25 protein-coding genes are annotated in these 24,445 nt (G+C 30.9%); 14 read left to right on the forward strand and 11 right to left on the reverse strand.

Annotated features, from left to right (window positions below; translation table 11 throughout):
• The first annotated feature begins 205 nt into the window (after positions 1-205).
• The 7 genes from ACH5TX_RS14715 (at position 206) to ACH5TX_RS14745 (ending at position 6,694) form a co-directional block, all read left to right on the forward strand.
• A complete protein-coding gene (locus ACH5TX_RS14715; RefSeq protein ID WP_439340250.1) occupies positions 206-457 on the forward strand; it encodes a SemiSWEET family sugar transporter in 252 nt (83 codons plus the stop codon).
• A 217-nt stretch (positions 458-674) separates the two neighbouring features.
• Positions 675-1,775, forward strand: coding sequence for an alanine dehydrogenase (gene ald, locus ACH5TX_RS14720; protein ID WP_439340251.1), 1,101 nt, complete (start codon positions 675-677; stop codon positions 1,773-1,775).
• 156 nt (positions 1,776-1,931) lie between these two features.
• Positions 1,932-2,630, forward strand: coding sequence for a zinc metallopeptidase (locus tag ACH5TX_RS14725; RefSeq protein WP_439340252.1), 699 nt, complete (start codon positions 1,932-1,934; stop codon positions 2,628-2,630).
• A gap of 101 nt (positions 2,631-2,731) precedes the next feature.
• On the forward strand, positions 2,732-3,439 hold the full coding sequence (locus ACH5TX_RS14730) for a Bax inhibitor-1/YccA family protein (protein ID WP_439340253.1): 708 nt from the start codon (positions 2,732-2,734) through the stop codon (positions 3,437-3,439).
• Between the two features lie 85 nt (positions 3,440-3,524).
• Positions 3,525-5,294: a MutS-related protein gene (locus ACH5TX_RS14735; protein WP_439340254.1), complete on the forward strand. Its 1,770-nt coding sequence runs from the start codon at positions 3,525-3,527 to the stop codon at positions 5,292-5,294.
• A gap of 119 nt (positions 5,295-5,413) precedes the next feature.
• Entirely contained in the window at positions 5,414-5,914 is a 501-nt protein-coding gene (locus tag ACH5TX_RS14740) for a hypothetical protein (protein WP_439340255.1), read from the forward strand.
• Complete coding sequence (locus tag ACH5TX_RS14745; RefSeq protein WP_439340256.1) at positions 5,915-6,694, forward strand: amidohydrolase; 780 nt, start codon at positions 5,915-5,917, stop codon at positions 6,692-6,694. It abuts the gene before it with no gap.
• On the opposite strand, the gene ACH5TX_RS14750 is transcribed toward ACH5TX_RS14745, so the two are convergent.
• Both ACH5TX_RS14750 and ACH5TX_RS14755 read right to left on the reverse strand, forming a co-directional pair.
• Entirely contained in the window at positions 6,687-8,288 is a 1,602-nt protein-coding gene (locus ACH5TX_RS14750) for an Ig-like domain-containing domain (RefSeq protein WP_439340257.1), read from the reverse strand. The genes ACH5TX_RS14745 and ACH5TX_RS14750 overlap by 8 nt on opposite strands.
• Positions 8,289-8,519: 231 nt before the next feature.
• Positions 8,520-9,197, reverse strand: a complete 678-nt coding sequence (locus ACH5TX_RS14755; RefSeq protein WP_439340258.1) for a ComF family protein — start codon at positions 9,195-9,197, stop codon at positions 8,520-8,522.
• Positions 9,198-9,305: 108 nt separating this feature from the next.
• On the opposite strand from ACH5TX_RS14755, the gene ACH5TX_RS14760 reads away from it, so the two are divergent.
• On the forward strand, positions 9,306-10,847 hold the full coding sequence (locus tag ACH5TX_RS14760; RefSeq protein WP_439340259.1) for a glycine--tRNA ligase: 1,542 nt from the start codon (positions 9,306-9,308) through the stop codon (positions 10,845-10,847).
• 102 nt (positions 10,848-10,949) lie between these two features.
• Here the strand turns inward: ACH5TX_RS14760 and ACH5TX_RS14765 are convergent, their stop codons facing one another.
• From ACH5TX_RS14765 to ACH5TX_RS14775, 3 genes are all read right to left on the reverse strand, one after another.
• Positions 10,950-11,501 carry a DUF3575 domain-containing protein gene (locus ACH5TX_RS14765; RefSeq protein WP_439340260.1) on the reverse strand — a complete coding sequence of 184 codons (552 nt, stop codon included), beginning with the start codon at positions 11,499-11,501 and terminating at the stop codon, positions 10,950-10,952.
• Between the two features lie 96 nt (positions 11,502-11,597).
• Positions 11,598-12,068 (reverse strand): Lrp/AsnC ligand binding domain-containing protein, encoded by a 471-nt coding sequence (locus tag ACH5TX_RS14770; RefSeq protein ID WP_439336638.1) that lies wholly within the window; start codon positions 12,066-12,068, stop codon positions 11,598-11,600.
• 130 nt (positions 12,069-12,198) lie between these two features.
• Complete coding sequence (locus tag ACH5TX_RS14775; RefSeq protein WP_439340261.1) at positions 12,199-13,563, reverse strand: saccharopine dehydrogenase family protein; 1,365 nt, start codon at positions 13,561-13,563, stop codon at positions 12,199-12,201.
• 111 nt (positions 13,564-13,674) lie between these two features.
• On the opposite strand from ACH5TX_RS14775, the gene ACH5TX_RS14780 reads away from it, so the two are divergent.
• On the forward strand, positions 13,675-14,076 hold the full coding sequence (locus ACH5TX_RS14780; protein WP_439340262.1) for a DUF423 domain-containing protein: 402 nt from the start codon (positions 13,675-13,677) through the stop codon (positions 14,074-14,076).
• 58 nt (positions 14,077-14,134) lie between these two features.
• Entirely contained in the window at positions 14,135-15,751 is a 1,617-nt protein-coding gene (gene pckA, locus ACH5TX_RS14785; RefSeq protein WP_439340263.1) for a phosphoenolpyruvate carboxykinase (ATP), read from the forward strand.
• A gap of 56 nt (positions 15,752-15,807) precedes the next feature.
• On the opposite strand, the gene ACH5TX_RS14790 is transcribed toward pckA, so the two are convergent.
• Positions 15,808-16,554, reverse strand: a complete 747-nt coding sequence (locus ACH5TX_RS14790; protein WP_439340264.1) for a uroporphyrinogen-III synthase — start codon at positions 16,552-16,554, stop codon at positions 15,808-15,810.
• A 21-nt stretch (positions 16,555-16,575) separates the two neighbouring features.
• A complete protein-coding gene (locus ACH5TX_RS14795; protein WP_439340265.1) occupies positions 16,576-17,223 on the reverse strand; it encodes a DUF4271 domain-containing protein in 648 nt (215 codons plus the stop codon).
• A 120-nt stretch (positions 17,224-17,343) separates the two neighbouring features.
• Between ACH5TX_RS14795 and ACH5TX_RS14800 the strand changes: the two genes are divergently transcribed.
• Genes ACH5TX_RS14800 through ACH5TX_RS14810 form a run of 3 tightly spaced genes read left to right on the forward strand, consistent with a single transcriptional unit; the run spans position 17,344 to position 19,975 of the window.
• The gene (locus ACH5TX_RS14800) at positions 17,344-18,066 is read left to right on the forward strand and encodes a polyprenol monophosphomannose synthase (protein ID WP_439340266.1); all 723 of its coding nucleotides are present in this window, start codon (positions 17,344-17,346) and stop codon (positions 18,064-18,066) included.
• Between the two features lie 5 nt (positions 18,067-18,071).
• Positions 18,072-19,418 (forward strand): dihydroorotase, encoded by a 1,347-nt coding sequence (locus ACH5TX_RS14805; protein WP_439340267.1) that lies wholly within the window; start codon positions 18,072-18,074, stop codon positions 19,416-19,418.
• The gene (locus tag ACH5TX_RS14810; protein ID WP_439340268.1) at positions 19,415-19,975 is read left to right on the forward strand and encodes a DUF4296 domain-containing protein; all 561 of its coding nucleotides are present in this window, start codon (positions 19,415-19,417) and stop codon (positions 19,973-19,975) included. The genes ACH5TX_RS14805 and ACH5TX_RS14810 overlap by 4 nt, the downstream gene beginning before the upstream one ends.
• Here ACH5TX_RS14810 and ACH5TX_RS14815 read toward each other — a convergent pair.
• Positions 19,935-20,945, reverse strand: a complete 1,011-nt coding sequence (locus ACH5TX_RS14815; protein ID WP_439340269.1) for an NAD-dependent epimerase/dehydratase family protein — start codon at positions 20,943-20,945, stop codon at positions 19,935-19,937. The two genes, ACH5TX_RS14810 and ACH5TX_RS14815, sit on opposite strands and share 41 nt — an antisense overlap.
• 86 nt (positions 20,946-21,031) lie before the next feature.
• Here ACH5TX_RS14815 and tyrS point away from each other — a divergent pair, with 86 nt between their 5' ends.
• Positions 21,032-22,327, forward strand: coding sequence for a tyrosine--tRNA ligase (gene tyrS / locus ACH5TX_RS14820; protein ID WP_439340491.1), 1,296 nt, complete (start codon positions 21,032-21,034; stop codon positions 22,325-22,327).
• 288 nt (positions 22,328-22,615) lie between these two features.
• On the opposite strand, the gene ACH5TX_RS14825 is transcribed toward tyrS, so the two are convergent.
• The 3 genes from ACH5TX_RS14825 to ACH5TX_RS14835 form a co-directional block, all read right to left on the reverse strand.
• Positions 22,616-22,903 (reverse strand): YHS domain-containing (seleno)protein, encoded by a 288-nt coding sequence (locus ACH5TX_RS14825; protein ID WP_439340270.1) that lies wholly within the window; start codon positions 22,901-22,903, stop codon positions 22,616-22,618.
• A gap of 36 nt (positions 22,904-22,939) precedes the next feature.
• Positions 22,940-23,920, reverse strand: a complete 981-nt coding sequence (locus ACH5TX_RS14830; RefSeq protein WP_439340271.1) for a LuxE/PaaK family acyltransferase — start codon at positions 23,918-23,920, stop codon at positions 22,940-22,942.
• 73 nt (positions 23,921-23,993) lie between these two features.
• Positions 23,994-24,338 carry a T9SS type A sorting domain-containing protein gene (locus ACH5TX_RS14835; protein ID WP_439340272.1) on the reverse strand — a complete coding sequence of 115 codons (345 nt, stop codon included), beginning with the start codon at positions 24,336-24,338 and terminating at the stop codon, positions 23,994-23,996.
• Positions 24,339-24,445: the final 107 nt, after the last annotated feature.

A 24,445-nucleotide genomic window follows, 5' to 3' on the forward strand; every position in this document is an offset into this window, starting at 1 on the left:
ATGAGACATCACATAATTTAATTACACATTTGATTAGGTGATGTCTCTTTTCGTACGAAATGACAAATGTTATTGATTTTTTCGCGTTAGGGATTGCAGTGGTAGCTTTTGGCGAGGCGTGCATCGAGCCAAAACTTTTAACGAAAAGCCCGACCCTTGGGGTAACGCCCAAATAATTTTCACTCAAGTATTACAAATAAATAACATGGAAATAATAGGATTTATTGCTGCTATTTTAACAACAGCTGCTTTTTTACCTCAAGTTTATAAAACTTGGAAAACCAAAGATGTTTCCGGTTTGTCTTTGCCTATGCTAATAATCTTTTTTATTGGCATTGTTGGCTGGTTAATTTATGGGATTTTAAAAGAAAGTCCGTCCATGATTTTTGCAAATAGTATTACTATTGTTTCTTCATTTTTATTGCTTTTCTTCAAAATAAAATACCACAAGCATTAGCGTGTAAAATGCTGTTTTTAAATTATTTGTAGGTTTTTTTGGTTATTATGGAATATTCAGGATATTCCTATTAAATTGATATGTGTTATAGATTTATTAACGAAATGTTAAATTTGGTAACAATAATTCAAATAAATTGAAATTTAAGATTCAGATATAAATCATTTCATTTAATTTTGCGAAAAATTAAAACTAACTTAATAAATATCTCTTTCTTATGAAAATTGGTGTTCCTATTGAAATTAAAAATAATGAAAACAGAGTGGGTATGACACCCTCTGGAGTGTTTGAATTAACGAAAAGAAATCATGCTGTTTATATACAAACAAATGCAGGTTTTAATAGTGGTTTTTTAGATGACGATTATATTAAAGCTGGTGCAACTATACTTGATACTATTGAAGAGGTATATGCTACTGCTGAAATGATTGTTAAAGTAAAGGAGCCTATTGAGAAAGAATACGATTTAATTAGACCAAATCAGGTTGTGTTTACATATTTCCACTTTGCATCAAGTGAAGCGCTTACACATGCTATGATTAAGAGTAATGCTATTTGTATTGCTTATGAAACGGTTGAAGATGCCGATGGAACTTTACCTTTATTAATTCCGATGTCTGAAGTTGCAGGACGTATGTCTATTCAACAAGGAGCGAAGTTTTTAGAGAAACCAATTAAAGGACGTGGTGTTTTATTAGGCGGTATACCAGGAGTGCCTCCTGCAAAAGTGTTAATCTTAGGAGCAGGTGTTGTAGGACTTCAGGCAGCACGTATGGCTTCAGGGTTAGGAGCTAGTGTTCATATTTTAGATATTAATATGAAAGCTTTACGTTACGTGAGTGATGTGATGCCTAATAATGTTGTTAGTGAATTTTCTAGTGAATATAATATTAGAAAACATATTGTTGATGCCGATTTAATTATTGGTGGTGTATTAATTAAAGGAGCAAAAGCACCTAAATTAATTACAAGAGATATGCTTAAAGAGATGCGTCCTGGTACTGTAATGGTAGATGTGGCTGTAGATCAAGGTGGTTGTTTTGAAACGACTAAGCCAACAACGCATCAAGACCCTACATATATTATTGATGAGGTGGTTCATTATTCTGTTGCAAATATGCCAGGAGCTGTACCTTATACTTCTACAATGGGATTAACAAATGTAACCTTGCCTTATGTTATTAAGTTAGCAAACGAAGGTTGGGAAAAAGCATGTGAAAATAATGCACCTTTAGCAAAAGGATTAAACATTGTTAAAGGAGAAATTGTTTATAAAGAAATAGCAGAGGCATTCGATTTAGAATTTGCTGAAGCCTAATAATAATTTTTTTGGTTGACACTTAAGTGTTTTTTAAAGTGAGGTTCCTAATTTAGGTTCCTCACTTTTTAATTTACTGACATATTATCATTTAATTAATAATGGCTTTATTTTTGTTATATTTAGTTTGTAATTAAAAACTTAAATAGATTTAAAATGTTAGTATATTATATATTATTAGGAGGTATTGCTTTAATAAGCTGGTTAGTAAGCAGTACTTTAAAACGTAAGTTTGAAAAATATTCAAAAGTGCACTTGAGAAATGGCATGAGTGGTGCCGAAATTGCTGAAAAAATGTTAGCAGATCACGGTATTAGAGATGTTGAGGTTATTTCTACACCTGGACGTTTAACCGATCATTATAACCCGAAAAATAAAACCGTAAATTTAAGTGAAGCCGTTTATAATCAGCGTAATGCTGCGGCTGCGGCTGTGGCTGCACATGAATGTGGGCATGCGGTACAACATGCAAAAGCATACCAATGGTTAACTATGCGTTCGGCTTTAGTTCCTGTCGTGAGTGTGACTTCGGGTATGTCTATGTGGATTGTTATTGGTGGTCTTGCATTAGGTGCAGCAGCAGGAATGGGATTAGGTTATTGGGTAGCAGTTGCTGGTTTAGTAATGATGGGGTTTGCAACCTTGTTTAGCTTTATTACACTACCTGTAGAATACGATGCTAGTAATCGTGCCTTAGCTTGGTTGAAAAACAAAAACATGGTATCTCAAGAAGAATATAAAGGTTCTGAAGATGCGCTTAAATGGGCTGCAAGAACGTATCTTGTTGCAGCTATTGGTTCTCTTGCTCAGTTAGTGTATTGGGGATTTAGAGTGTTTGCAGGAGGAAGAGATTAGTAAGTAATTAAAATAAATTAAAAACCGAATTTTTATAAAAAAGTAAGAATTCGGTTTCTTTTTTTGTAAATTTAAACCAACGATTAAAAAATAGAAATTTTATGGAACAGTTTCAAAATAATGATAAATTATTACTAAGCCAAGTGTCTGATGTCGATCGAGTGGCATTTTATAAAAAGACGTATTCTCATGTTGCTGGTGGCGTATTGGTGTTTATTCTTTTTGAATATTTATTACTTCAAAGTGAAACGATAGTAAACTTTATGCTTTCTATGACTGAGGGATATCGTTGGTTAATTATGTTGGGTGGTTTTATGTTTGTAACTAACTATGCAGAAAAAATGACTTTAAAAACACCAGATAAGAATACACAATATCTAGCATTTGGTGTTTATATACTTGCTGAGGCTTTTATTTTTGTACCAATAATTTATATAGCAGCATATTATATGGATACTGGTGCTGAAATTTTAAATCAGGCTGCAATTGTTACATTGGCTTTATTTACTGGGTTATCTGCTATTGTATTTGTTACAAAAAAAGATTTTTCATTTTTAAGAGCGGGCTTAACGGTTGGGTTTTTTATAGCAATTGGTTTAATTTTAGCAGGAACATTATTTGGGTTTAATTTGGGGCTTTGGTTTTCAGTAGGAATGTGTGCATTAGCTGCAGGATCGATTTTATATCAAACATCTAATTTAGTTAACAAATATTCTACAGATGAATATATACCGGCAGCATTAGGTTTGTTTGCTTCGTTAATGCTTCTGTTTTGGTATGTGTTACGTATTTTTATGTCTAGAGATTAAATTAAAAATCTATAAAATATAAGTTAAAAGCCTTGAAAATTTTTCAAGGCTTTTTTGTTTCTTTACAATTCAATAAAAACAGCACATGAGCACCTCTTTATCATACTATAAAAAACATCTAGAATCTTATAACCAGGCTGTGCGAAAGTTGTACAAAAAAATGACAGCCTTAAGTACGTTAAGATTGTTAACTTTTATTATTGCTGCTTTTGGTGTTTATGTAACTTTTAGTCAATGGCAAGTGGCGGTTTTTATCGCTGTTGTTGGTATTGCTGTGTTTTTGTATTTGTTATCAAAGTATAATGATGTTAAAGCTAAAAGACAATTTAATGAAGCTTTGGTAGCTATTAATGAAGATGAAATTAAAATAGCTTCGGGCAATTTTTATGATAGAAATGATGGCTTGCAGTTTCAAGATCCTAATCATTTTTATAGTTTAGATATCGATTTATTTGGGCGTGGTTCTTTTTTTCAGTTTATAAATAGAACACGTATTAATGAAGGGACTCAAAAACTAGCTGATGCTTTAAAAGCAAATGATGTTGATGGTATTGTATTACGTCAAGAAGCTATAAAAGAGCTTGCTTCTAAACCAGAATGGCGACAACATTATACAGCAACATCAAGTTTGGTTTCTGTTGAGACACCTGCAAATAAAATTATAGGTTGGTTGCAAGATCATAAAACGTTTTTGCCTAAAATTATGAAATGGCTCCCGTTAGCTTTTACTATAATGTCTCTGCTTATATTCGGACTCATATATTTTAATATCATTACCAATCAAGCTTTAATTGGTTATTGGTTGGTTATTGGATTAGGAGTTACCGGGCGTTATCTTAAAAAAATAAACAGTCTAGCTTCTAATACCGATAAGGTAAAAGAGACTTTTAAACAATATGCATTACTTTTAAATTTGATAGAAAAAGAAACCTTTTCTTCAGAATTATTAAAAGAAAAACAACAGCAAATTCAGCAAGAAGGAAAAAAAGCATCTGCTATTTTTAAAGATTTATCTAAATCGTTAGATGCTTTAGATAATAGAAACAATTTAATAGCAGCCATCTTCGGGAATGGTTTGTTTTTATCCGATTTAAAAAATAGCTATCACATAGAGCAATGGATTGAACAGTATGCTAATAAAGTAGCTGATTGGTTTGAAGTTGTGTCCTTTTTTGATGCTTATAATTCTTTAGGAAATTTTACTTTTAACCATCCTGATTTTGTGTTTCCAGACATAGTAAAAGGCGCCGTTATTAAAGCAGAAGGTTTAGGGCATCCGTTACTAAATAAAACCAAACGTGTTGATAGTGATTTACTAATTGATAACGAACAGTTTTTTATTGTTACAGGTGCAAATATGGCAGGTAAGAGTACTTTTTTACGTACTGTGTCTTTGCATATTGTTATGGCAAATGTAGGTTTGCCTATCTGTGCTAAAACAAGTAAGTATTCGCCAGTTAAATTAATAACAAGCATGCGTACTACAGATTCGTTAACCGATGATAGTTCGTATTTCTTTTCAGAATTAACACGTTTAAAATACATTGTTGATGCTATTCAAAAAGAACCCTATTTTATTGTGTTAGATGAAATTTTAAAAGGTACTAATAGTACCGATAAAGCTATTGGTTCTCGCAAGTTTGTTGAAAAATTAGTCGCTTCAAATGCTACAGGAATTATAGCAACGCATGATTTGAGTTTGTGTGAAATTGAAAAGGAGTTGGAGGATGTGAAAAACTATTATTTTGATGCCGAAATTATTAATGATGAACTTCATTTTGATTATACTTTGAAAACAGGTATTTGTCAAAATATGAATGCATCGTTCTTATTGAAGAAGATGAATATTGTTTAGTTTTTTTAATTTATTAGGTAATATTCTGATTTAGATTGTTTTGTAAAATGATTGCTGTTTTATAGTGACTTTTTAATGGTAATGTGGTCTAAAACCATATAACGATTAAAGAAAAGATTATGAGATTATTTGCAGTATTATTATTTTTAGGATTATCATTAACTATACAAGCACAAGAAGTAGCATTTAATGGCGTTACTTATAAAGTAAAAGGAGAAACTATTTTAAAAGATAAAGTAGATGTAACAACAACCTTGTCTGTTGAAGAAAAAGCTGGTATTTTAGATGTTTTAAAAGAACAAAAAGCTTTAGAAGTTGAACGTTTAGCGGCGGATAAAAAGGCTAAAGAGCTTGAAAAAGCCGAAAAAGCTAAAAAGAAAGCTGAAAAAGAACAAAAGAGAGCCGAAAAGAAGCAAAAAAAGATTGAAAAGGCTTTAAAGCAAAAAGAAAAAGCACAATCTAATTTTGAGAAAGCTACAAATAAGTATAACAAGGCAACGGCTAAATACGAAAGCCTTAAAAAAAGAGGGAGGCTATCTCCGGTTGCTGAAGCAAAGTGGATTGAAAAAGTTGAAAAACTAAGATTCAAAAAAGATAAGTTTGAAAGTAAATTAAAATAAATGCAAAAGGAGCTTAACATCGCATTGGTTCAATCTGATTTAGTTTGGGAAAACCCTGAACAAAATCGGTTGAACTTTTCAGAAAAAATAAAGTCTATTTCTGATTCTGTTGATGTTATCGTCCTCCCCGAAATGTTTACTTCGGCTTTTACTATGAATGCTTCCAATGTTGCTGAAACCATGCATGGTGATACCGTTTTATGGATGCAAAAAGAAGCTTTAAAAGCAAATGCCGCCATTGTTGGGAGTCTTATTATTTCTGAAGAAAACAGGTTTTATAACAGACTTCTTTTTGTAGAACCTTCTGGTAAAATCACACATTATAATAAACGGCATACGTTTACTCTTGCAGGTGAAGATAAAGTGTTTTCGGCAGGAGATGAAAAAGTGATTATTGATTATAAAGGTTGGAAAATTTGCCCGCTTGTATGTTACGATTTACGATTTCCTGTTTGGGCAAGGAATGTTGAAGATTATGATGTTCTATTATATGTGGCCAACTGGCCTAGACCTAGAATTTCTGCTTGGGATGCCTTATTAAAAGCGCGTGCTATTGAAAATATGTGCTATGTAATTGGTGTAAATAGAGTAGGTGTTGATAGTATAAATATAGAATATTCAGGACACTCTGCAGTGTATGATGTTCTAGGGAATATCAAAACAAATTTTACGCCCAACACTGAACAAATAGAACTTGTTACTCTAGAAAAAAGACACGTTGAAGCTTATAGAAATAAGCTTAAGTTTTTAAATGATAAAGACGAATTTAAACTTAGTTAAATTGAAGTGTTTCAGGGTAACCCCAATCTGCTCTAATTTCAATTTCTTTAAAATGACTCACTTTTTCGGGTTGTATTTTTTTAAGATAATTACCAGTATCGTATTTTTTATTGCCATTTGCATCATGAATAACTCTAATGTAATAAGTGCTTGGTGGTAGGTTTAAAAAATCTACAATACCTTTTTCTGCTGCGTATTGCTCAAACTTTACATCTCCTTTTTCGGTAGTTAATTGAATAATAAGTGGGTATGTGGCATTTACTAAAGTGAAACGCGCAAAGCCATAATCAGACCCTTTTTTAGTAGTTACAGAATAGTTTATAGTATCATTTGTAGTGTCAAAAAAATCAGTAAAAGCTTCAGGTAATACTTGTATTTTATAACTATTCTCTTCGGTTCTTTTAAAGCTTATATCGTAGGTGTTATTAATGGTGTCAAATTTTGTAGTAAAATCAACGTTTAAAGAATCTTTGTCCATTAAACTAATTTTAGAATCATCAAAACTCATAAAAGGCACACTTCCTCTTATTTTATAAGGGTCTTCAGAGCCAATAGGTGCTATGCCTTTTAAGGTAAGCGAATCTCGTTTTTTATCTCTTATTCTTACTTTGTAATCTTTTTCAAATTTATACTTGGCATTAGAAACTGTAAAAAGAAGCGAATCTACCTCTAATTTAGGCTTATACCAATAGTAAAGAGAGTCTGTTTTTTCGTCTTTGGTAATGCGATAACTAAAATCATTTGGAACTTCAGAGGTAATATCAATCTTCATATCTCTATAGTCACCTTCATATCCAAAAGTAATTTTTTCACTAGCATCTAAAATAGGTCTAGTGGCTTTAAAATCTAAATCTTCAGAGAATAATTTAAGCGAATAAAGCGAATCGGTTGGCACATCAATAAAATCTTTATAAAATGCAATTTGATCTGTTTTTTGCTGAAATTTATTATCGCCATTGCCATCTTTTAAAGCCATCAGCATATATTTTCCAGCTTTAATGTTTTCAATAGAAAAAGTTGTAAGGCTATCTAATGTATTGGTTATATACTTTGGTTTTTCTTTGTAAATAATAGAATCGGAAAAAGTAGAGTCTATTTCATAAAGCGCTACATTTACAAAAGTTTCTGGTTGCTTTTGTAAGGCATCAACAATATTTCCTTTAACGGTAAGCGAATCAATATAATCTCCTGTAGAAAGCACGTAGCGATAATACGGATATGGGTTACCTTCGTTATTATCTACTATACTGTTTCCAAAATTAAAAGCATAAGTGGTGTTAGCTTCTAAGGTATCGTGTATTTTAATAGTAATGTATTTACTCGCGCTACCAATAGGTGTAATTTCTGGAGGAGTATCCATTGGTGGCGAAATAATAAGTTGCTTTTGTAAGTCCTTCATTTTAACATATTCGTCAAAATAAATTTTTATTTCATTACCACTAAATTGTGTAGAATAGTTTTCAGGAATTGCTTTTATAATAACAGGAGGATCTAAATCTTTAGGGCCACCTTCAGGAGTGCCACGGTTTGCACAGTTAACAAAAACAAGCCCAATAGAAAAGGCTAAAATAAAATTTGAAAGCTTCTTATACATTACCAATAATACTTTTGCACAAACCTACATAATTTTTAACACACATCAAGCATTAGAAAGTCGTCATGAAGATTAAAAATACAATAAAATATGACTTCTTATAAGTTTTTGCATAGTACCTCTATGGATAAACTTAAAGAAGTAGGGGTATGATATATTTTGAAGTAGTTTTAATTATGTAATAGATTTTCTAATGTATGATGTGTGTTTATAGATATAACGACAATCTTATTAGGCTATTGCCATAGTTGCAATACTTATTTTTATGTTTTTTGTTTGGTTTAAAACTAAGATACAGGCTTCTAAGGTTGCTCCAGTAGTAATAATGTCGTCTACTAATAGAATATGTTTGTTATTTATAGTTTTCGTATTCTTCAGAGCAAATAATTCATTCGTGTTAGTCCAACGCGAAAAGCGACCTTTGTTGGTTTGCGATTTTGTATTTGTTATTTTGATTAATACATCTTCTTTATAGTCGGCATTTAAAGCTTCAGCAAGTTGTTGTCCGAATTTAGTAACTTGATTATAACCTCGTTTTTTAAGTTTCTTTTTATGAAGCGGAACAGGAATTACAATATCAATATTTTTATATGAATCAAGTGTTTTTAGTTCGCCACCAAGCCAGTTTCCTAAAACAAATCCAATATGTTCATAGCCTTTATATTTTAAACCGTGAATGAGTTGCTGTACTAAACCTTTTTTTTCAAATCGAAATAATGCTGTGCCATTTTCAATCTTTGCTCGTCCATAAAGTACTTTTTTTACAGCATCGTTATCATTAAAATGAAAGTTGGTTATTGGTAAATCATGCCGGCAATCTATACAAATGGTATCTTCATTATCATTCAATAAATTATGACAAGCATAACAAACTTTTGGGAAGAATAGGTTTAGTATAGATTTGAGCATGTGTATTAATAAGTAAATTTATAAAGTTAAATAAAAAATAAACAACCTAGATGCTTAATTTTTAACAAAGAACACCTTTTGTTTCGAGTGGTTTTTTATTTTTGCACCATGGCAAATCAAGATGATAAATTTAAGAAGGTAATATCGCATGCAAAGGAGTACGGTTATGTATTTCAAAGTAGTGAGATATACGATGGTTTAAGTGCAGTTTATGACTATGCACAAAACGGCGCAGAACTAAAGAAAAATATACGCGACTATTGGTGGAAAGCCATGGTACAAATGAATGAAAATATAGTGGGTATTGATGCCGCTATATTTATGCATCCAACTACTTGGAAAGCGTCTGGACACGTTGATGCGTTTAACGACCCGTTAATTGATAATAAAGATTCTAAAAAGCGTTATAGAGCCGATGTTTTAATTGAAGACTATTGTGCTAAAATTGAAGCTAAAATAGATAAGGAAGTTAAAAAAGCAGCTAAACGTTTTGGTGAGGCTTTTAATAAAGAAGAGTTTGTTTCTACAAACGGACGTGTTGTAGGGTATCAAGAAAAAATAAATACCATACTTTCACGAATGGGAAAATCTTTAGAAAATGAAGATTTAGCCGATGTGAAAGCACTTATTGAAGAGTTAGAAATTGCCGATCCGTTAACAGGAAGTAAAAACTGGACAGATGTTAAGCAATTTAACCTGATGTTTGGTACAAAGCTAGGTGCTTCTGCTGAAACAGCAATGGATTTATATTTACGTCCAGAAACGGCGCAAGGTATTTTTGTGAATTTTTTAAATGTACAGAAAACGAGTCGTCAAAAAATTCCGTTTGGTATTGCGCAAACAGGAAAAGCTTTTAGAAATGAAATTGTTGCAAGACAGTTTATTTTTAGAATGCGTGAGTTTGAACAAATGGAAATGCAATTTTTTATTAAACCTGGTACGCAAGTAGAATGGTACAACCATTGGAAAGAAACCAGAATGAAATGGCATTTAAGTTTAGGTATGGGTGCTGATAATTATCGTTTTCATGATCATGAAAAATTAGCGCATTATGCTGATGCTGCTGCCGATATTGAATTTAAATTCCCGTTTGGTTTTAAAGAATTAGAAGGAATTCATTCACGTACCGATTTCGATTTAAAAGCACACGAAGAATATTCAGGAAAGAAATTACAATATTTCGATCATGAAGACAATAAAAGTTACACACCGTATGTGTTAGAAACGTCTATTGGTTTAGATCGCATGTTTTTAGCGGTATTCTCTAATTCTTTACAAGAAGAAGAACTTGAAAACGGAACAACAAGAACCGTTTTAAAATTACCAAGTGTATTAGCACCTGTAAAAGCTGCTATTTTACCATTGGTTAAAAAAGATGGTTTACCAGAAGTAGCTCGTAAAATTATTGATGACCTGAAATGGGATTTCAATGTTGTTTATGATGAAAAAGATGCTGTAGGACGTCGTTACAGAAGACAAGATGCAAACGGAACACCGTTTTGTATTACTGTAGATCATGATACGTTAACAGATAATATGGTAACCATTCGTCATAGAGATACTATGGAACAACAACGTGTTAAAATAGAAGATTTAAGAGGTATTATTAAACAAGAAGTAGATGTACGTTCTTGGTTAATGAAAATGTAGCATACTTAATTTGTTATGCTGAACTTGTTTCAGTATCTCATAAAAAACAAAAATCCCAAACAATAACTGTTTGGGATTTTTGTTTTTATATAATTGTTTGGTTTAAAACCTATAACCAATAGTAATACCTAGTTTAGCAACAAATTCATTATCTATATAATCATCACTTGTGTTAAAAAGGTTTCTACCAACTCCCAAATTTAATTCGCCTATAAAACCACTATTAGTAACCCATTTACCTCCAAGACCAATACCTAAGGCAAAATCGGTTATGGTATCTTCTTTTATTGTAGGGTCAAACCCATTATTATAGAAGTAAGTGTTATAATTTGTAGAATTTAACATTCCAAAACCTTCAACAAAAAAACCTGCAGCATATTTTTTTCCAAAATAAAAGCGGTAATATGGAGAGATGTAATAGTTCACATCATCACTTATTTCGTCATCAAAAGGTATGAAAATATTGATTCCAACACCAGATTCTTCATTTAAAGTTCTTTCATAAGTGACATCAAAAGCCCCAATTACTAGGTATAAACCATTTAATTTTAGTTCATTAAAATTTTGATTTGAAGTTTCTTTAATGTTTTCTTGAGAGAATGTTAAAGAGGATATAGAAAACGTAATAATTAAAAATAATAACGATTTTTTCATAAACAACAATTTAATTTTATGTGTATTAAAAATAAGACGCAATATTACTAAAAGGTTGCATAAGAAAATACCCTAATTGCAATAAATTAATGTTAATTATATAGTTATTTGTCTGTCAATTTGTTGGTCTAATGAAATAAACGTTTCTGTTCTTGAAACACCAGAAATAGTTTGTATGTCATTATTAAGTAAATGCATTAAATGCGCATTGTCTTTACAAAGTATTTTAATTAAAACATTCCAGTTACCAGTAGTGTAATGGCACTCTAGTACTTCAGGCACTTTCTTTAGTTGCTTTATAGCTTCAGGGTTTTGTATTGCTTTATCTAAATAAACACCAATAAACGCTACAGTTTCGTAACCTAATATTTTAGGGTTAATAACAAATTTAGAACCAGAAATTAAACCAGATTTTTCAAGTTTACGTAATCTTTGATGAATGGCAGCTCCAGAAATATCAACATTTCTAGCTATTTCTAAAATTGGTATTCTTGCATCTTCCATTAAAGTGCGGAGTATTTTTTTGTCTATACCGTCAATAGTAATAACTTTCGTTTTGGATTTCATGTAATAAATTGTTTTAATTTAGAACACAAAAGTAGTTATTTGATTTTAATTTGAAACTATTTTTTATAATAATGATTACTCGAAGTGCTTTTTTCGATATTAAAGGAATTAAAAAAAGAACAATTTGTTATTAATTATTTAAAGGGTTGTAGCCTAAATACGGAACTTCTTTTTCGTTAAATTTAATGTCAAAAGTTTCGAGTTCTTCTAGTATTGGTTGGTAAATTTCTTTTTTAATAGGAATTTGCACACCTGTAGCTTTAATTTTTCCATTTAAAATAGCAATCGTTGCTATTGCAACTGGCAAACCTACCGTTTTAGCCATAGCAGTATATATTTGATTTTCACCTACAACAACCATATTAGCATCTATTTGGTGTTTTTTACCATCTTTTTCGAAGCCAAATTTATGGTACATAACTATCATGTCTTTATCATCTTCAGCAAGTGTCCAGCTATCCATTAATATTTTTTGAAGTATTTGTGCTGGTGTCGCTTTTTTTAATTTGACTCTTTTTTTTGCATTAAAAACATCAAGTTCAACGAGTTTGTCCCAAACAATATCATCTTGGTCTATTTTAAGGGCGTGTCTTAATTTTAATTCAACAGAATCCGATGGACTGTATGGAAGAAAAGCATTTACAAAATCGCGATAACTCATGTTCTCACTATCATCAATAGTATAACTATCATCAGTCATGCCAAGTGTTACAAAAATATTCCAAGCTCTACTAAATCCAACACGTCTCATAGTGCCTCTATACAGCGTTTGCACATTTTCTAAACCATAAATACTTTGGTATTTTAAAGAATCTCGATTAGCATAAACTTCAAAACGACCAAAATGCTCTATATCTAAAAATTCTGTGCGCCTAAATAAACGGTTATAAGGAATGTATTTATAAGTACCTTCTTGTAAAAATTTAGCAGTACCACCTTGTCCTGCTGTTACTACATTTCTTGGGTTCCATGTAAATTTGTAATTCCACAAGTTATTATCGCTTTCTGGAGCAACTAAACCGCCTGTAAACGATTCAAATAAAATCATTTTTCCACCATTGTCTCGAACACGATCTATAACTTGCATAGCACTCATATGGTCTATACCTGGATCTACTCCAATTTCATTCATTAAAACAATACCTTTAGCTATGGCATCATCATTTAACGCTTGCATATCTTTGCTAACATACGAGGCTGTAACCATGTGTTTTCCATATAAAACGCAGTCTTTAGCAACTTCTATATGAAATCTTGCGGGTAGCATAGAAATTACGATATCAGTATTTTTAATAGCTTCATTGCGCGCTTTCTCATTAAATACATCAAATGAAATTGCGGTTGCATTTTTATGATTTAAAATGAGCTTTTTAGCATTCTCAATATGTATATCACCAACAGTAATATGAAGGTTTTCTGAAGTAGATTTATCTAATAAATATTTTAAAAGATAAGAAGTTGATTTTCCAGAACCAATGACTAAAATTTTTCGCATATTGAGTTTTGTTGACTAGTTTTGTTAAATATCAATAAGAAATCCGATTATGATTTTATTTTGTGAATTTAATAAATGTATTGGTATTTTGTTGAGAATAATATAATTATTATGAATAAAACTATCTTGATTACTGCAGCGACTTTAGGTTTAATGAGTATTGTTTTGGGGGCTTTTGGAGCTCATGCTTTAAAAGAATTAATTCCAATTGAAGCCCAAAAAACTTTTGAAACAGGTGTGCGTTACCAAATGTATCATGCGTTATTACTATTATTTATTGGGAATGTGTCAAATGTACTAGTAAAAGATAAAAAAATCCTATTCTATTTTGTATTGTTAGGTGTAATTTTGTTTTCAGGTTCAATTTATTGTTTAGCAACAAATTCATTGTCAAGTTTCGATTTTAAAACTATAGGTTTTATAACGCCAATAGGTGGTCTGTTTTTAATTATGGCATGGGGCTTATTGTTTGTGAATTTTTTAAGAATTAAGCCTAAAAATAATGTTTCGTAAAGGATAATTTAATTTAAATGTCATAATTTTGCGATACAACTAAAATAATAGCAGAAATATGGAAAACAACAATCAAGTTACTACAACGATTTCGTTAGAAAATTATGGTATTAAAAATGCGAAGGTTCAATACCAATTGTCTCCTGAACAACTTCATAGCATTGCTATTGAAAAAGGACAAGGTGTTGAGGCATCTTCTGGGGCTTTAGCAGTTAATACAGGTGAATTTACTGGGCGTTCTCCAATGGATCGATTTATTGTAAAAGATGATGTTACAAAAGATCTTGTTTGGTGGGGTGATATTAATATTCCTTTTGAAGCAGATGCTTTTGATGTTTTATATAATAAGGTAACAGCTTATCTCTCTGAAAAGGAAGTTTTTGTTAGAGATAGTTACGCTTGTGCTGATAAAGATTATAAGTTGAATATTCGTGTTATAAACGAATATCCTTGGAGTAATCAGTTTGCATATAATATGTTTCTGCGTCCAACAGATGAAGAACTAGAAAATTTTACACCAGAATGGACCGTTGTTAATGCGCCAGGTTTTATGGCGAATCCTGAAGTTGATGGTACGCGTCAACATAATTTTGCGATTTTAAATTTTACAAAAAAAATTGCCTTAATTGGTGGTACTGGTTATACTGGCGAAATTAAGAAAGGTATTTTTTCAGCTTTAAACTTTATATTGCCTGTACTCAAAAATACGTTACCAATGCACTGTAGTGCCAATGTAGGTAAAGATGGCGATACAGCCATTTTCTTCGGGCTTTCAGGTACAGGAAAAACAACACTGTCAACAGACCCGAATAGAAGTTTAATTGGAGATGATGAACATGGTTGGACTAATGAAAACTCAGTATTTAATTTTGAAGGTGGTTGTTATGCAAAAGTGATTAATTTATCTAGAGATAACGAGCCCGAAATTTATGATGCTATTAAAAAGGGTGCTATTTTAGAAAATGTTGTTTTAGATAAAAATGGACATGTAAATTTTGAAGATACGTCTATAACTCAAAATACAAGAGTAAGTTATCCTATAAATCATATTGAAAATATTAAGGAGCCTTCAATTGGTAAAAATCCTAAAAACATCTTTTTTTTAACAGCAGATGCTTTTGGAGTATTACCTCCAATTTCTAAATTAACACCAAGTCAGGCTGCTTATCATTTTATATCTGGATATACAGCTAAAGTTGCAGGTACCGAAGCAGGTGTTGTAGAACCTGTGCCTTCTTTTTCGGCTTGTTTTGGTGCGCCTTTTATGCCTTTACATCCTTCTAAATATGCCGAAATGTTAAGTAAGAAAATGACAGAATCTGGTGTTAATGTTTGGCTGGTAAATACAGGATGGACAGGAGGTTCTTATGGCGTAGGAACTAGAATGAAGTTAAAATATACACGTGCTATGATTAACGCCGTTTTAAATGGTGATTTAGGTTTATATACCTATGATACGTATCACATACATTCTGTTTTTGGAGTTGCGCAACCAAGGTCTTGCCCTGGTGTACCAACTAGTGTTTTAAGTCCGAGAGCCACTTGGAATAACGATGAAGCCTATTATAAAACAGCTTTTAAATTGTCCAATGCTTTTCGCGAAAACTTTAAAAAGTTTGAAATGCATTGTAGTGAAGAAATTAGACGTGGCGGCCCGCAACGTTATGCACATTAAAACAAAAAGCCCGATTTTATTTAAAATCGGGCTTTTTAATTATATTTAGAATAAGATTATTTCTTATTAGCTTGTTCAATATATTTTTGTAAAGCCATAGTCATAGAAGGTGTTTCAGGAGTTGGCGCAGCAATATCTACACGTAATCCTTTTTCTTCAACAGCTTTAATAGTGGTATTGCCAAAAACAGCTATTCTAGTTTCGTTTTGTTTAAAATCAGGAAAGTTTTTAAATAACGATTCTATTCCAGAAGGACTAAAAAATACTAAAACATCATAGTAAACATTGGCTAAGTCAGATAAATCACTTACTACGGTTTTGTAAAACGTAGCTTGTTTCCAATCTACACCTAAAGCATCTAAAGTATTTGGTACTTCTGGCTTTACTTTATCTGTATTTGGTAATAAGAATTTTTCGTCTTTATATTTTTTTATTAACGGAGACAGTTCAGAAAATGTACGTTTACCAACATAAATTTTACGTTTTCTGTAAACTACATATTTTTGTAAGTAATAAGCAACAGCTTCAGACTGACAAAAATACTTCATGCTATCAGGTACTTTAAAACGCATTTCTTCAGCAATTCTAAAAAAATGATCTACCGCATTTCTACTAGTTAAAATAATAGCAGTGTAATTGTGTAAATCTACTTTTTGTTGTCTGATATCTTTGGCAGAAACGCCTTCAACATGAATAAACGGTCTAAAATCGATCTTAACCTTCTGCTTTTCTTGTAAATCGAAATAAGGAGAGTTTTCAATTTTAGGTTCAGGTTGAGATACTAAAATGGTTTTCACTTTCATACACACAAGTAGTTTTGTTCTTTATCTGTCATTAAACACCTTAAATAAAATGATGTAAGGTGCAATTTCAAGAGCGCAAAGATACAAAATAAAATAAAAAAAGTTGCTCTTTATCAAACTTTGATGTGTTTTAAACGATGTAATTAGTCCGATTAGGTTTACAAGTAAAAGAAGGATAATAATTATATAAGTTAAAATTAACGAATTTTTAAAACTAAAAACTAAAAGTGCGTTTAGTGGTAGCAATAATAAGCCTAAGTAGTTTTTGTAACTTATTTTTTGAAAGAGGTACCTGTGCATTATTTTATCAATTTCAAAAAGACTTCCTATTAAACGCTCAATAAGAACTTTTATTAAAAAAAACGAACCAATACCTACAGTGAGTTTAAAAATAAAATTTACATCTACATTTTTAATGCCTGTTGCGTGTTGATACAGGATAAAACTAAAAATTGATCCCGAAATAATTAAGTTAATAAAGAGTAAAGCATCAAAGTTGTCAAAGAATTTTTGTTCGCGTGAATAAATTTTAAGATACTTAAAGTTTCCAATAATATATAAGAAGTTTTGAAAACGTTTGGGTGCTACCAACTTAGCTACTGCTATAATAGCAATACCAAAGAGGATTAGAACAGTAAATAATTCATTTGAAGAAACATCACGAATCATAGCATAAAATTATTATAAATATTATCAATAATGCTATATTATTAAGGAATATTTAGAAAAAAAAATCTTTTAAATGATGTACATTTGCTGAAAATTATGTGTTTTCACTAAGATTAGAGTATGCAAGATACGATTGTTATCATTCCAACATATAACGAAATAGAGAATATTGAAGCTATTATTAAAGCGGTATTATCTAAATCGGAAGCAATACATGTTTTAATTGTTGATGATAATTCTCCAGATTTAACAGCTTTAAAAGTAAAAGAACTTCAAAACGATTTTGAAGGTAGATTGTTTTTAGAAGTGCGTAAAGAGAAATCAGGGTTAGGAACAGCTTATATTCACGGATTTAAATGGTGTTTAAAGAAAAAGTATCAATATATTTTTGAAATGGATGCCGATTTCTCACATGATCCTAATGATTTAGAAAAATTATACAAGGCTTGTCATGTTGATGGGGCCGATTTATCTATTGGCTCTCGGTATGTAACAGGTGTAAATGTTGTTAATTGGCCAATGAATCGTGTATTGATGTCTTATTTAGCATCAAAATATGTGCGTATTATTACCGGCATGAAAATTCATGATACCACAGCAGGTTTTGTTTGTTATAAACGAAATGTGCTTGAAACAATAGATTTAAATGCAATTAAGTTTATAGGCTATGCGTTTCAAATAGAAATGAAGTTTAAAGCCTATTTAAAAAAGTTTATAATTAAAGAAGTACCAGTTATATTTACTGATAGAACGAGAGGAGAGTCTAAATTAAGTTCAGGTATTATTTCAGAAGCTATTTTTGGAGTCATATCAATGAAGCTTAAAAGTCTTTTTACAAAGTAGAAATTATGAAGAAAAAAACGATTCTAATTAAAAATGCAAACATTGTAAACGAAGGTTCCGTTTTTAATGGCGACATATTAATTGAAGGCGAATATATAAAAGAAATTAACGATTCTATAAGCGCAAAATCTGCCGATGTACATGTTATTGATGCCGAAGGGAAATATTTATTACCAGGGGCTATTGATGATCAGGTGCATTTTAGAGAGCCAGGTTTAACACATAAAGCTACTATAGAAACCGAATCTAGAGCAGCTATTGCAGGAGGTATTACATCGTTTATAGAAATGCCAAATACCAATCCGCAAACTACTACAGTTGAAAAATTAGAAGAAAAATTTGAAATAGCAGCAAAAACATCATTTGCTAATTATTCATTTATGTTTGGTGGTACTAACGATAACCTAGAAGAAATTTTAAAAGTAAACCCAAAATCAGTTGCTGGATTAAAATTATTTTTAGGATCTTCAACAGGAAATATGTTGGTGGATGATCCAGAAATTTTAGAAAAAATATTCAAAAGTACCGATATGGTTATTTCGGTACATTGTGAAGATGAAGCTACTATAAAAAAGAATTTTCAAGAGCATTTAGAAAAATATGGTGATGATATTCCTGTAAAGTATCATCCTATTATCAGAAGTGAAGAAGCATGTTATTTATCATCTTCAAAAGCTATTGAATTAGCAGAAAAAACGGGTGCGCGTTTGCATGTTTTTCATCTTTCAACAGGAAAGGAAACGGCTTTGTTTTCTAATAAAATTCCGCTAAAAGATAAAAAAATAACGGCCGAGGTTTGTATACATCATTTATGGTTTAGCGATAAAGATTATGATGAAAAAGGAACACTTATTAAATGGAATCCTGCAGTAAAAACTGAAAAAGATAGAGACCAATTATGGGAGGCGTTGTTAGATGATAGAATAGACGTTATTGCAACAGATCATGCACCACATACTGCTGAAGAAAAAGCTAATGTTTATACAAGTGCCCCTTCTGGAGGTCCTCTAGCACAACATGCTTTACCTGCAATGTTAGAAATGTACCATAAAGGTAAGATTTCAATAGAAAAAATAGTAGAAAAAATGTGTCATAACCCAGCTATCTTATTTCAAGTAGAGAAAAGAGGTTATATAAAAGAAGGTTATTTTGCCGATTTGGTTTTAGTAGACTTAAATAATCCATGGACCGTTAATAAAGATAATATTCTTTACAAATGCGGATGGTCGCCTTTTGAAGGTACAACCTTTAAGTCTAGAATAACACATACATTTTTAAATGGAACTATTGCATATCAAAACGCTAAGTTTTCAGAAGTAAAATCTGCTAAACGATTAACTTTTAATAGATGATTTTAAAACGATTCATATTAGGTTTCGGAATTCTTTTATTGGCAACAGCTTGTTATGAATTTAAAAAACCAGACAAACCAAAGAATTTAATTTCTAAGGATAAAATGGTTGATATATTAATTGATGTAAAATTGCTAGCTTCTGCCAATAATAGAAACAGAAAAACATTAATAGATTCTGGAATTAATCGTAATACATATATCTTTAAAAAATATAAGATTGATAGTTTACAGTTTGCTTTAAGTAACGATTATTACGCCTTTAATATTAAAGAATATGAAGCTATTTATGCAAAAGTGAAAGATAGTTTAGAGGCGCTTAAAAAGATTTATGGCGATTTAAAGTTAAAAGAAGAAACTGAGAAAAAATTAAAAGACTCTTTAGAAGCTTTAACTAAAGAGAAATTGTTAGATTCTATAACAAATATTAAAGCAAAAGATTCTTTAAGATTAATAATCAAAAAAGATTCTTTAAAAGAAATTATGTTGGAAAAGAAATTTAAAGCTGATAGAAAGCTTATTTCTCCTGTTTCAAGTAAAGACTCCCAATCTCAATAATACTTTTATTAATATCTTTAAAAGTATAATTAAGCGTTGACTTTATTTTATTACTACTATAATTAGTTTCAGAACATAATGAATACGCAATTTGTTTTGTTAATTGCCTGCGTTTACCTGTTACTTTACTTTTTAACCAATCTAGTTTCCAAGCTATTTTTAATAAGTTTTTTGAAGCTGTTTTTTTAGGAATATTTGCATTAACAGATTTTGCTAAGGTTTGTAAAAACTGTTTGTAAGTCCAGTTTTCGGCAACTAAAATAAAACGTTCGTTTACAACATCGCTTTTTAAAAGTTGTATCATAATGGAGGTAACATCTTCAATAGCAACAAGTCCAATAGTTCCCGAAGTATAATATTTTAAACCTTTATACGCTTTTTTAAATAAGCTACCACTTCCGTAATGCCAAATACCAGCGCCTAAAATAACACCAGGATTTACAATAACAGAGTTTAGGCCTTCTTGTGTAGCTCGCCAAACTTCCATTTCGGCACCATATTTTGTTATAGCATAAACACTATTGTCTACTTCTGGGTTCCATTCTGTTTTTTCAGTAATAGGCGTATTGTTTAAAGTGTTTCCAATAGTTGCTATAGAACTTACATAACACAACTTTTTAATATTATTCGAAATGCAAAAATTAACAATATTGGCAGTGCCTTCAATATTGGTTCGTCTTAAAATCTGGTATTTATCTGGTTCAAAAGACACAAATGCTGCGCAGTGGTATACATAAGTAATATCCTTAAAAGCATCAGATAAAGAAGGGATGTCTAAAATATCGGCTTCTACCCATTCAATTGAATTAAAAAGAGTCTCATAATCTGTAGTATAGCTAGAAAATACATTTTTAACATGATTTAGTTTATGCGTGCTTCTGTAAATAGCTCTAACTTTTTCTTTGTTAAAAGCTAATTTATAGAGTAAATGTGCTCCAACTAAACCTGTACTTCCTGTTACTAAAATCATGCAACTAAAGTAATAAATAATGATTATGCATTAGTAATTCTATACGTATTTTTATATTTGCCAAAGATTACTAAATAGATTTAATGATGATAAAGAATTTTGTTGAAGAATTAACTTGGAGAGGCATGATACATACAGTGATGCCTGGAGCAGAAGAACACTTAATGGAAAGCATGCGAAGTGCTTATGTGGGGTTTGATCCTACAGCCGATTCTTTACATATTGGGAATTTAGTACCTATCATGTTATTAGCGCATTATCAACGTTGTGGACACAGGCCAGTTGCTTTGGTTGGTGGAGCTACAGGAATGATTGGTGATCCTTCAGGGAAATCTAACGAGCGTAATTTGTTAGATGAAAAAACGCTTCGTCATAATCAAGAAGCTATAAAAGGGCAGTTAGCACATTTTTTAGATTTTGAAAGCGATGCTGAAAATGCAGCATTATTAGTGAATAACTACGATTGGATGAAAGACTTTTCATTTCTAGAATTTATTCGCGATGTTGGTAAGCATATTACTGTAAACTATATGATGGCGAAAGATTCTGTTAAAAATAGAATTTCATCAGAATCTTCAGAAGGTATGAGTTTTACGGAGTTTACTTATCAGCTTGTTCAAGGCTATGATTTTCTTCATTTATATAAAGAGAAGAATTGCTCTATCCAAATGGGAGGAAGCGACCAATGGGGAAATATTACAACAGGAACCGAACTTATTAGAAGAGTAGGTAGTGGAAAAGGATTTGCAATTACTTGTCCGTTAATTACAAAATCTGACGGTTCTAAATTCGGAAAATCAGAAGGCGGAAACGTTTGGTTAGATGCTAACAGAACATCGCCTTATAAATTTTACCAATATTGGTTGAATTCTAGTGATGAAGATGCTGAAAAGTATATTAAGATATTTACTTTTTTAGAAGAAAATACTATTAATGCTTTAATAGAAGAACATAAAGAAGCACCTCATTTACGTGTTTTACAAAAGCGTTTAGCTGAAGAGATTACCGTAATGGTTCATTCTAAAGAAGATTTAGATAATGCTATAAAAGCGAGTGCTATTCTTTTTGGAAAATCGACTAGTGATGATTTAAAAAGACTTAATGAGCAAACGTTTTTAGATGTTTTTGATGGCGTACCACAAACTGAAATTAATCAGTCTGATATTGAAAACGGATTAGATATTATTGCAGCTTTAGCAGAAAAAGGCGGTTTTTTAAAATCTAATGGTGAGGCAAGACGAGCATTAAAAGAAAATTCTATTTCAGTTAATAAAGAAAAGGTAAAAGAAGATTATACTATTACTTCAAAAGATTTAATCAATAATAAATTTGTATTACTTCAAAGAGGTAAGAAAAATTATTTTGTATTGCGTTTAGTATAAAAAAATAACGCCTGATTTTTAAGAAAAATCAGGCGTTACACTAACCAACCAACTAAAAATTAATTCTTCTTTTTCTTAGCTGTTGGTTTGGTCGTAATGTTTTTTTAAAACTTACAGAAAATATTTTATTTTTTTAATTTTATTTGGTTCCAGTTTTTATCTGCTTTTTTTATTAAAGTGTCGCTGTTTTCTTGTTGCCATAATTCTAAAGTATTTGTGCCCCAAGCATTATAAAACAAATAGAGTTTACCTTTTTTTATTTCAAAGCTTTTTGGGTTTATAGAAACCTTATTTATTAGCTTTTGTCGCTATGGCATAAGCACAATAGCCTCCATATTGTGGAATGAATTTTTTAGGACTTTCTTTAAATGTATTTAAGTTTTCTCTTGAAACAAATTTATAGTATACACCATCATGTTTCGTTGTATAGGTTTTGTTTCCTTCTAAGACTTTATTGTTAAAATAGGCAACAACATCATAACCATTGGCAACAAATCCTTTTTTAGTGTTATAATCTGTAGTTTGTGAAAATGCGACTGAGGAGACTAGTAGTAATAATATAATAAGACGCTTCATAATTTTTTTTAATGAGTCTTAAAATAAATAAGTTACTTACAAAACCATTAAATTACAACCACGAATATCTGAATTGTCGAACCTACCAATAACTTCAAACGCTCCATTTTTATTAACACGACCTAGGTCTTGAGTCGCAATAAAAGAACAAGAATTAATATTGGCTAAATCAATAACATTTATGCCGCCAGCTTTTTCTAAGGAATTAATACTTAAAGCATCTTCTGTATCTCGGGTTAATATACGCATCCAATTAGGGCATTTAAAAACACCGTTTCCATTGGAGTATGCTTGACTTAAAAGTTCGGTCATACCATATTCGCTATGTATGCTATCAACACCAAAACCTAGTTTTAGTTGCTGGTGTAATTCATAGCGTATCAATTCTTTTCTTCTACCTTTCATACCACCTGTTTCCATAATAATGGTGTTTTTTAGGTTGAATTTATAGGTTTCAACTAAATCTAATAAAGCAAAAGACACACCAATTAAAAGCACTTTTTTGCCTTCGGCATCAAGCTTAATAAGTTTGTCTTTTAATTCAGAAATATTATTTAAATAAAATCCGCTTTCAGGATGTTTAGATTGTTTAATTAAATCGTCTGCCATATATATTAACGACGAACCTTCCCGCTCTAAATAAGAAGGTAATAGAGCTAGAATAACATAATCTTCTATGTTGCCATAAAATTGTTGAAAGCCTTTAGAAAAGCTTTGTTTGTATATCTCTAAATCTGTTACATGGTGTTTGCTTGTTTCACTTCCAGTGGTTCCAGAGCTAGTAAAAGTTGTTTGTACAGATTCGTTAGAACTTAAAATGTCTTTGGTCTTAAAGAATTGAATGGGTAAAAACGGAATGTCTTCAATAGTTTTAACATCACTAGGATGTTTGTATAATAAATCGCAAAAAGATCGATATACTTTATTGTTTTTAAACTGATAATTAAAGACTTGTAAAGCCAAATCATTAAACTCGGTTTCTGTCTTAATATTAAATATCGAATTACTTTCTATCATATCGACAAAAATAGATAAAATAAAAAAGCGCCACCAAAAGGTAGCGCTCTAAATATTATAAAGTATGATTAAATTATTTAATCACAAGTTTCCGTGTTTCACTAATATTGTTTTCAGTAATTTTTAAAACATAAACACCTTTACTTAGTCTAGAAATGTTTAATTCTTTACCTGTAAGTACAATAGAGAAAATTTGTTTTCCTAGCACATTAAAAAACTCAACTTTTTTGGTTAAATTCTTTTTAGATGTAATATATATAAACGTTTTACCGTTAGTAACAGGATTAGGATATATAGATAAACTTTCAATATTTTGCTTTACTGCAGGTGTGTTTTTAACACTGTTTTGAGAAACTCCTTGAAAGGAAGTCAAAAGTGCTAAAGCAAATATTAAAGTAAAAAAGTAGTTTTTCTTCATAGTTTCTATACCGATTAATAAAGGTAATAAAATACCGCAAAAGTGATGCCAAAATAGTGTTAAAGATTTGTGCTATATGTCGAAACATTAAATTCATGTAAGTTGTT

It is taken from the genome of Thalassobellus citreus, assembly GCF_044385915.1.
GTDB lineage: Bacteria > Bacteroidota > Bacteroidia > Flavobacteriales > Flavobacteriaceae > Thalassobellus > Thalassobellus citreus.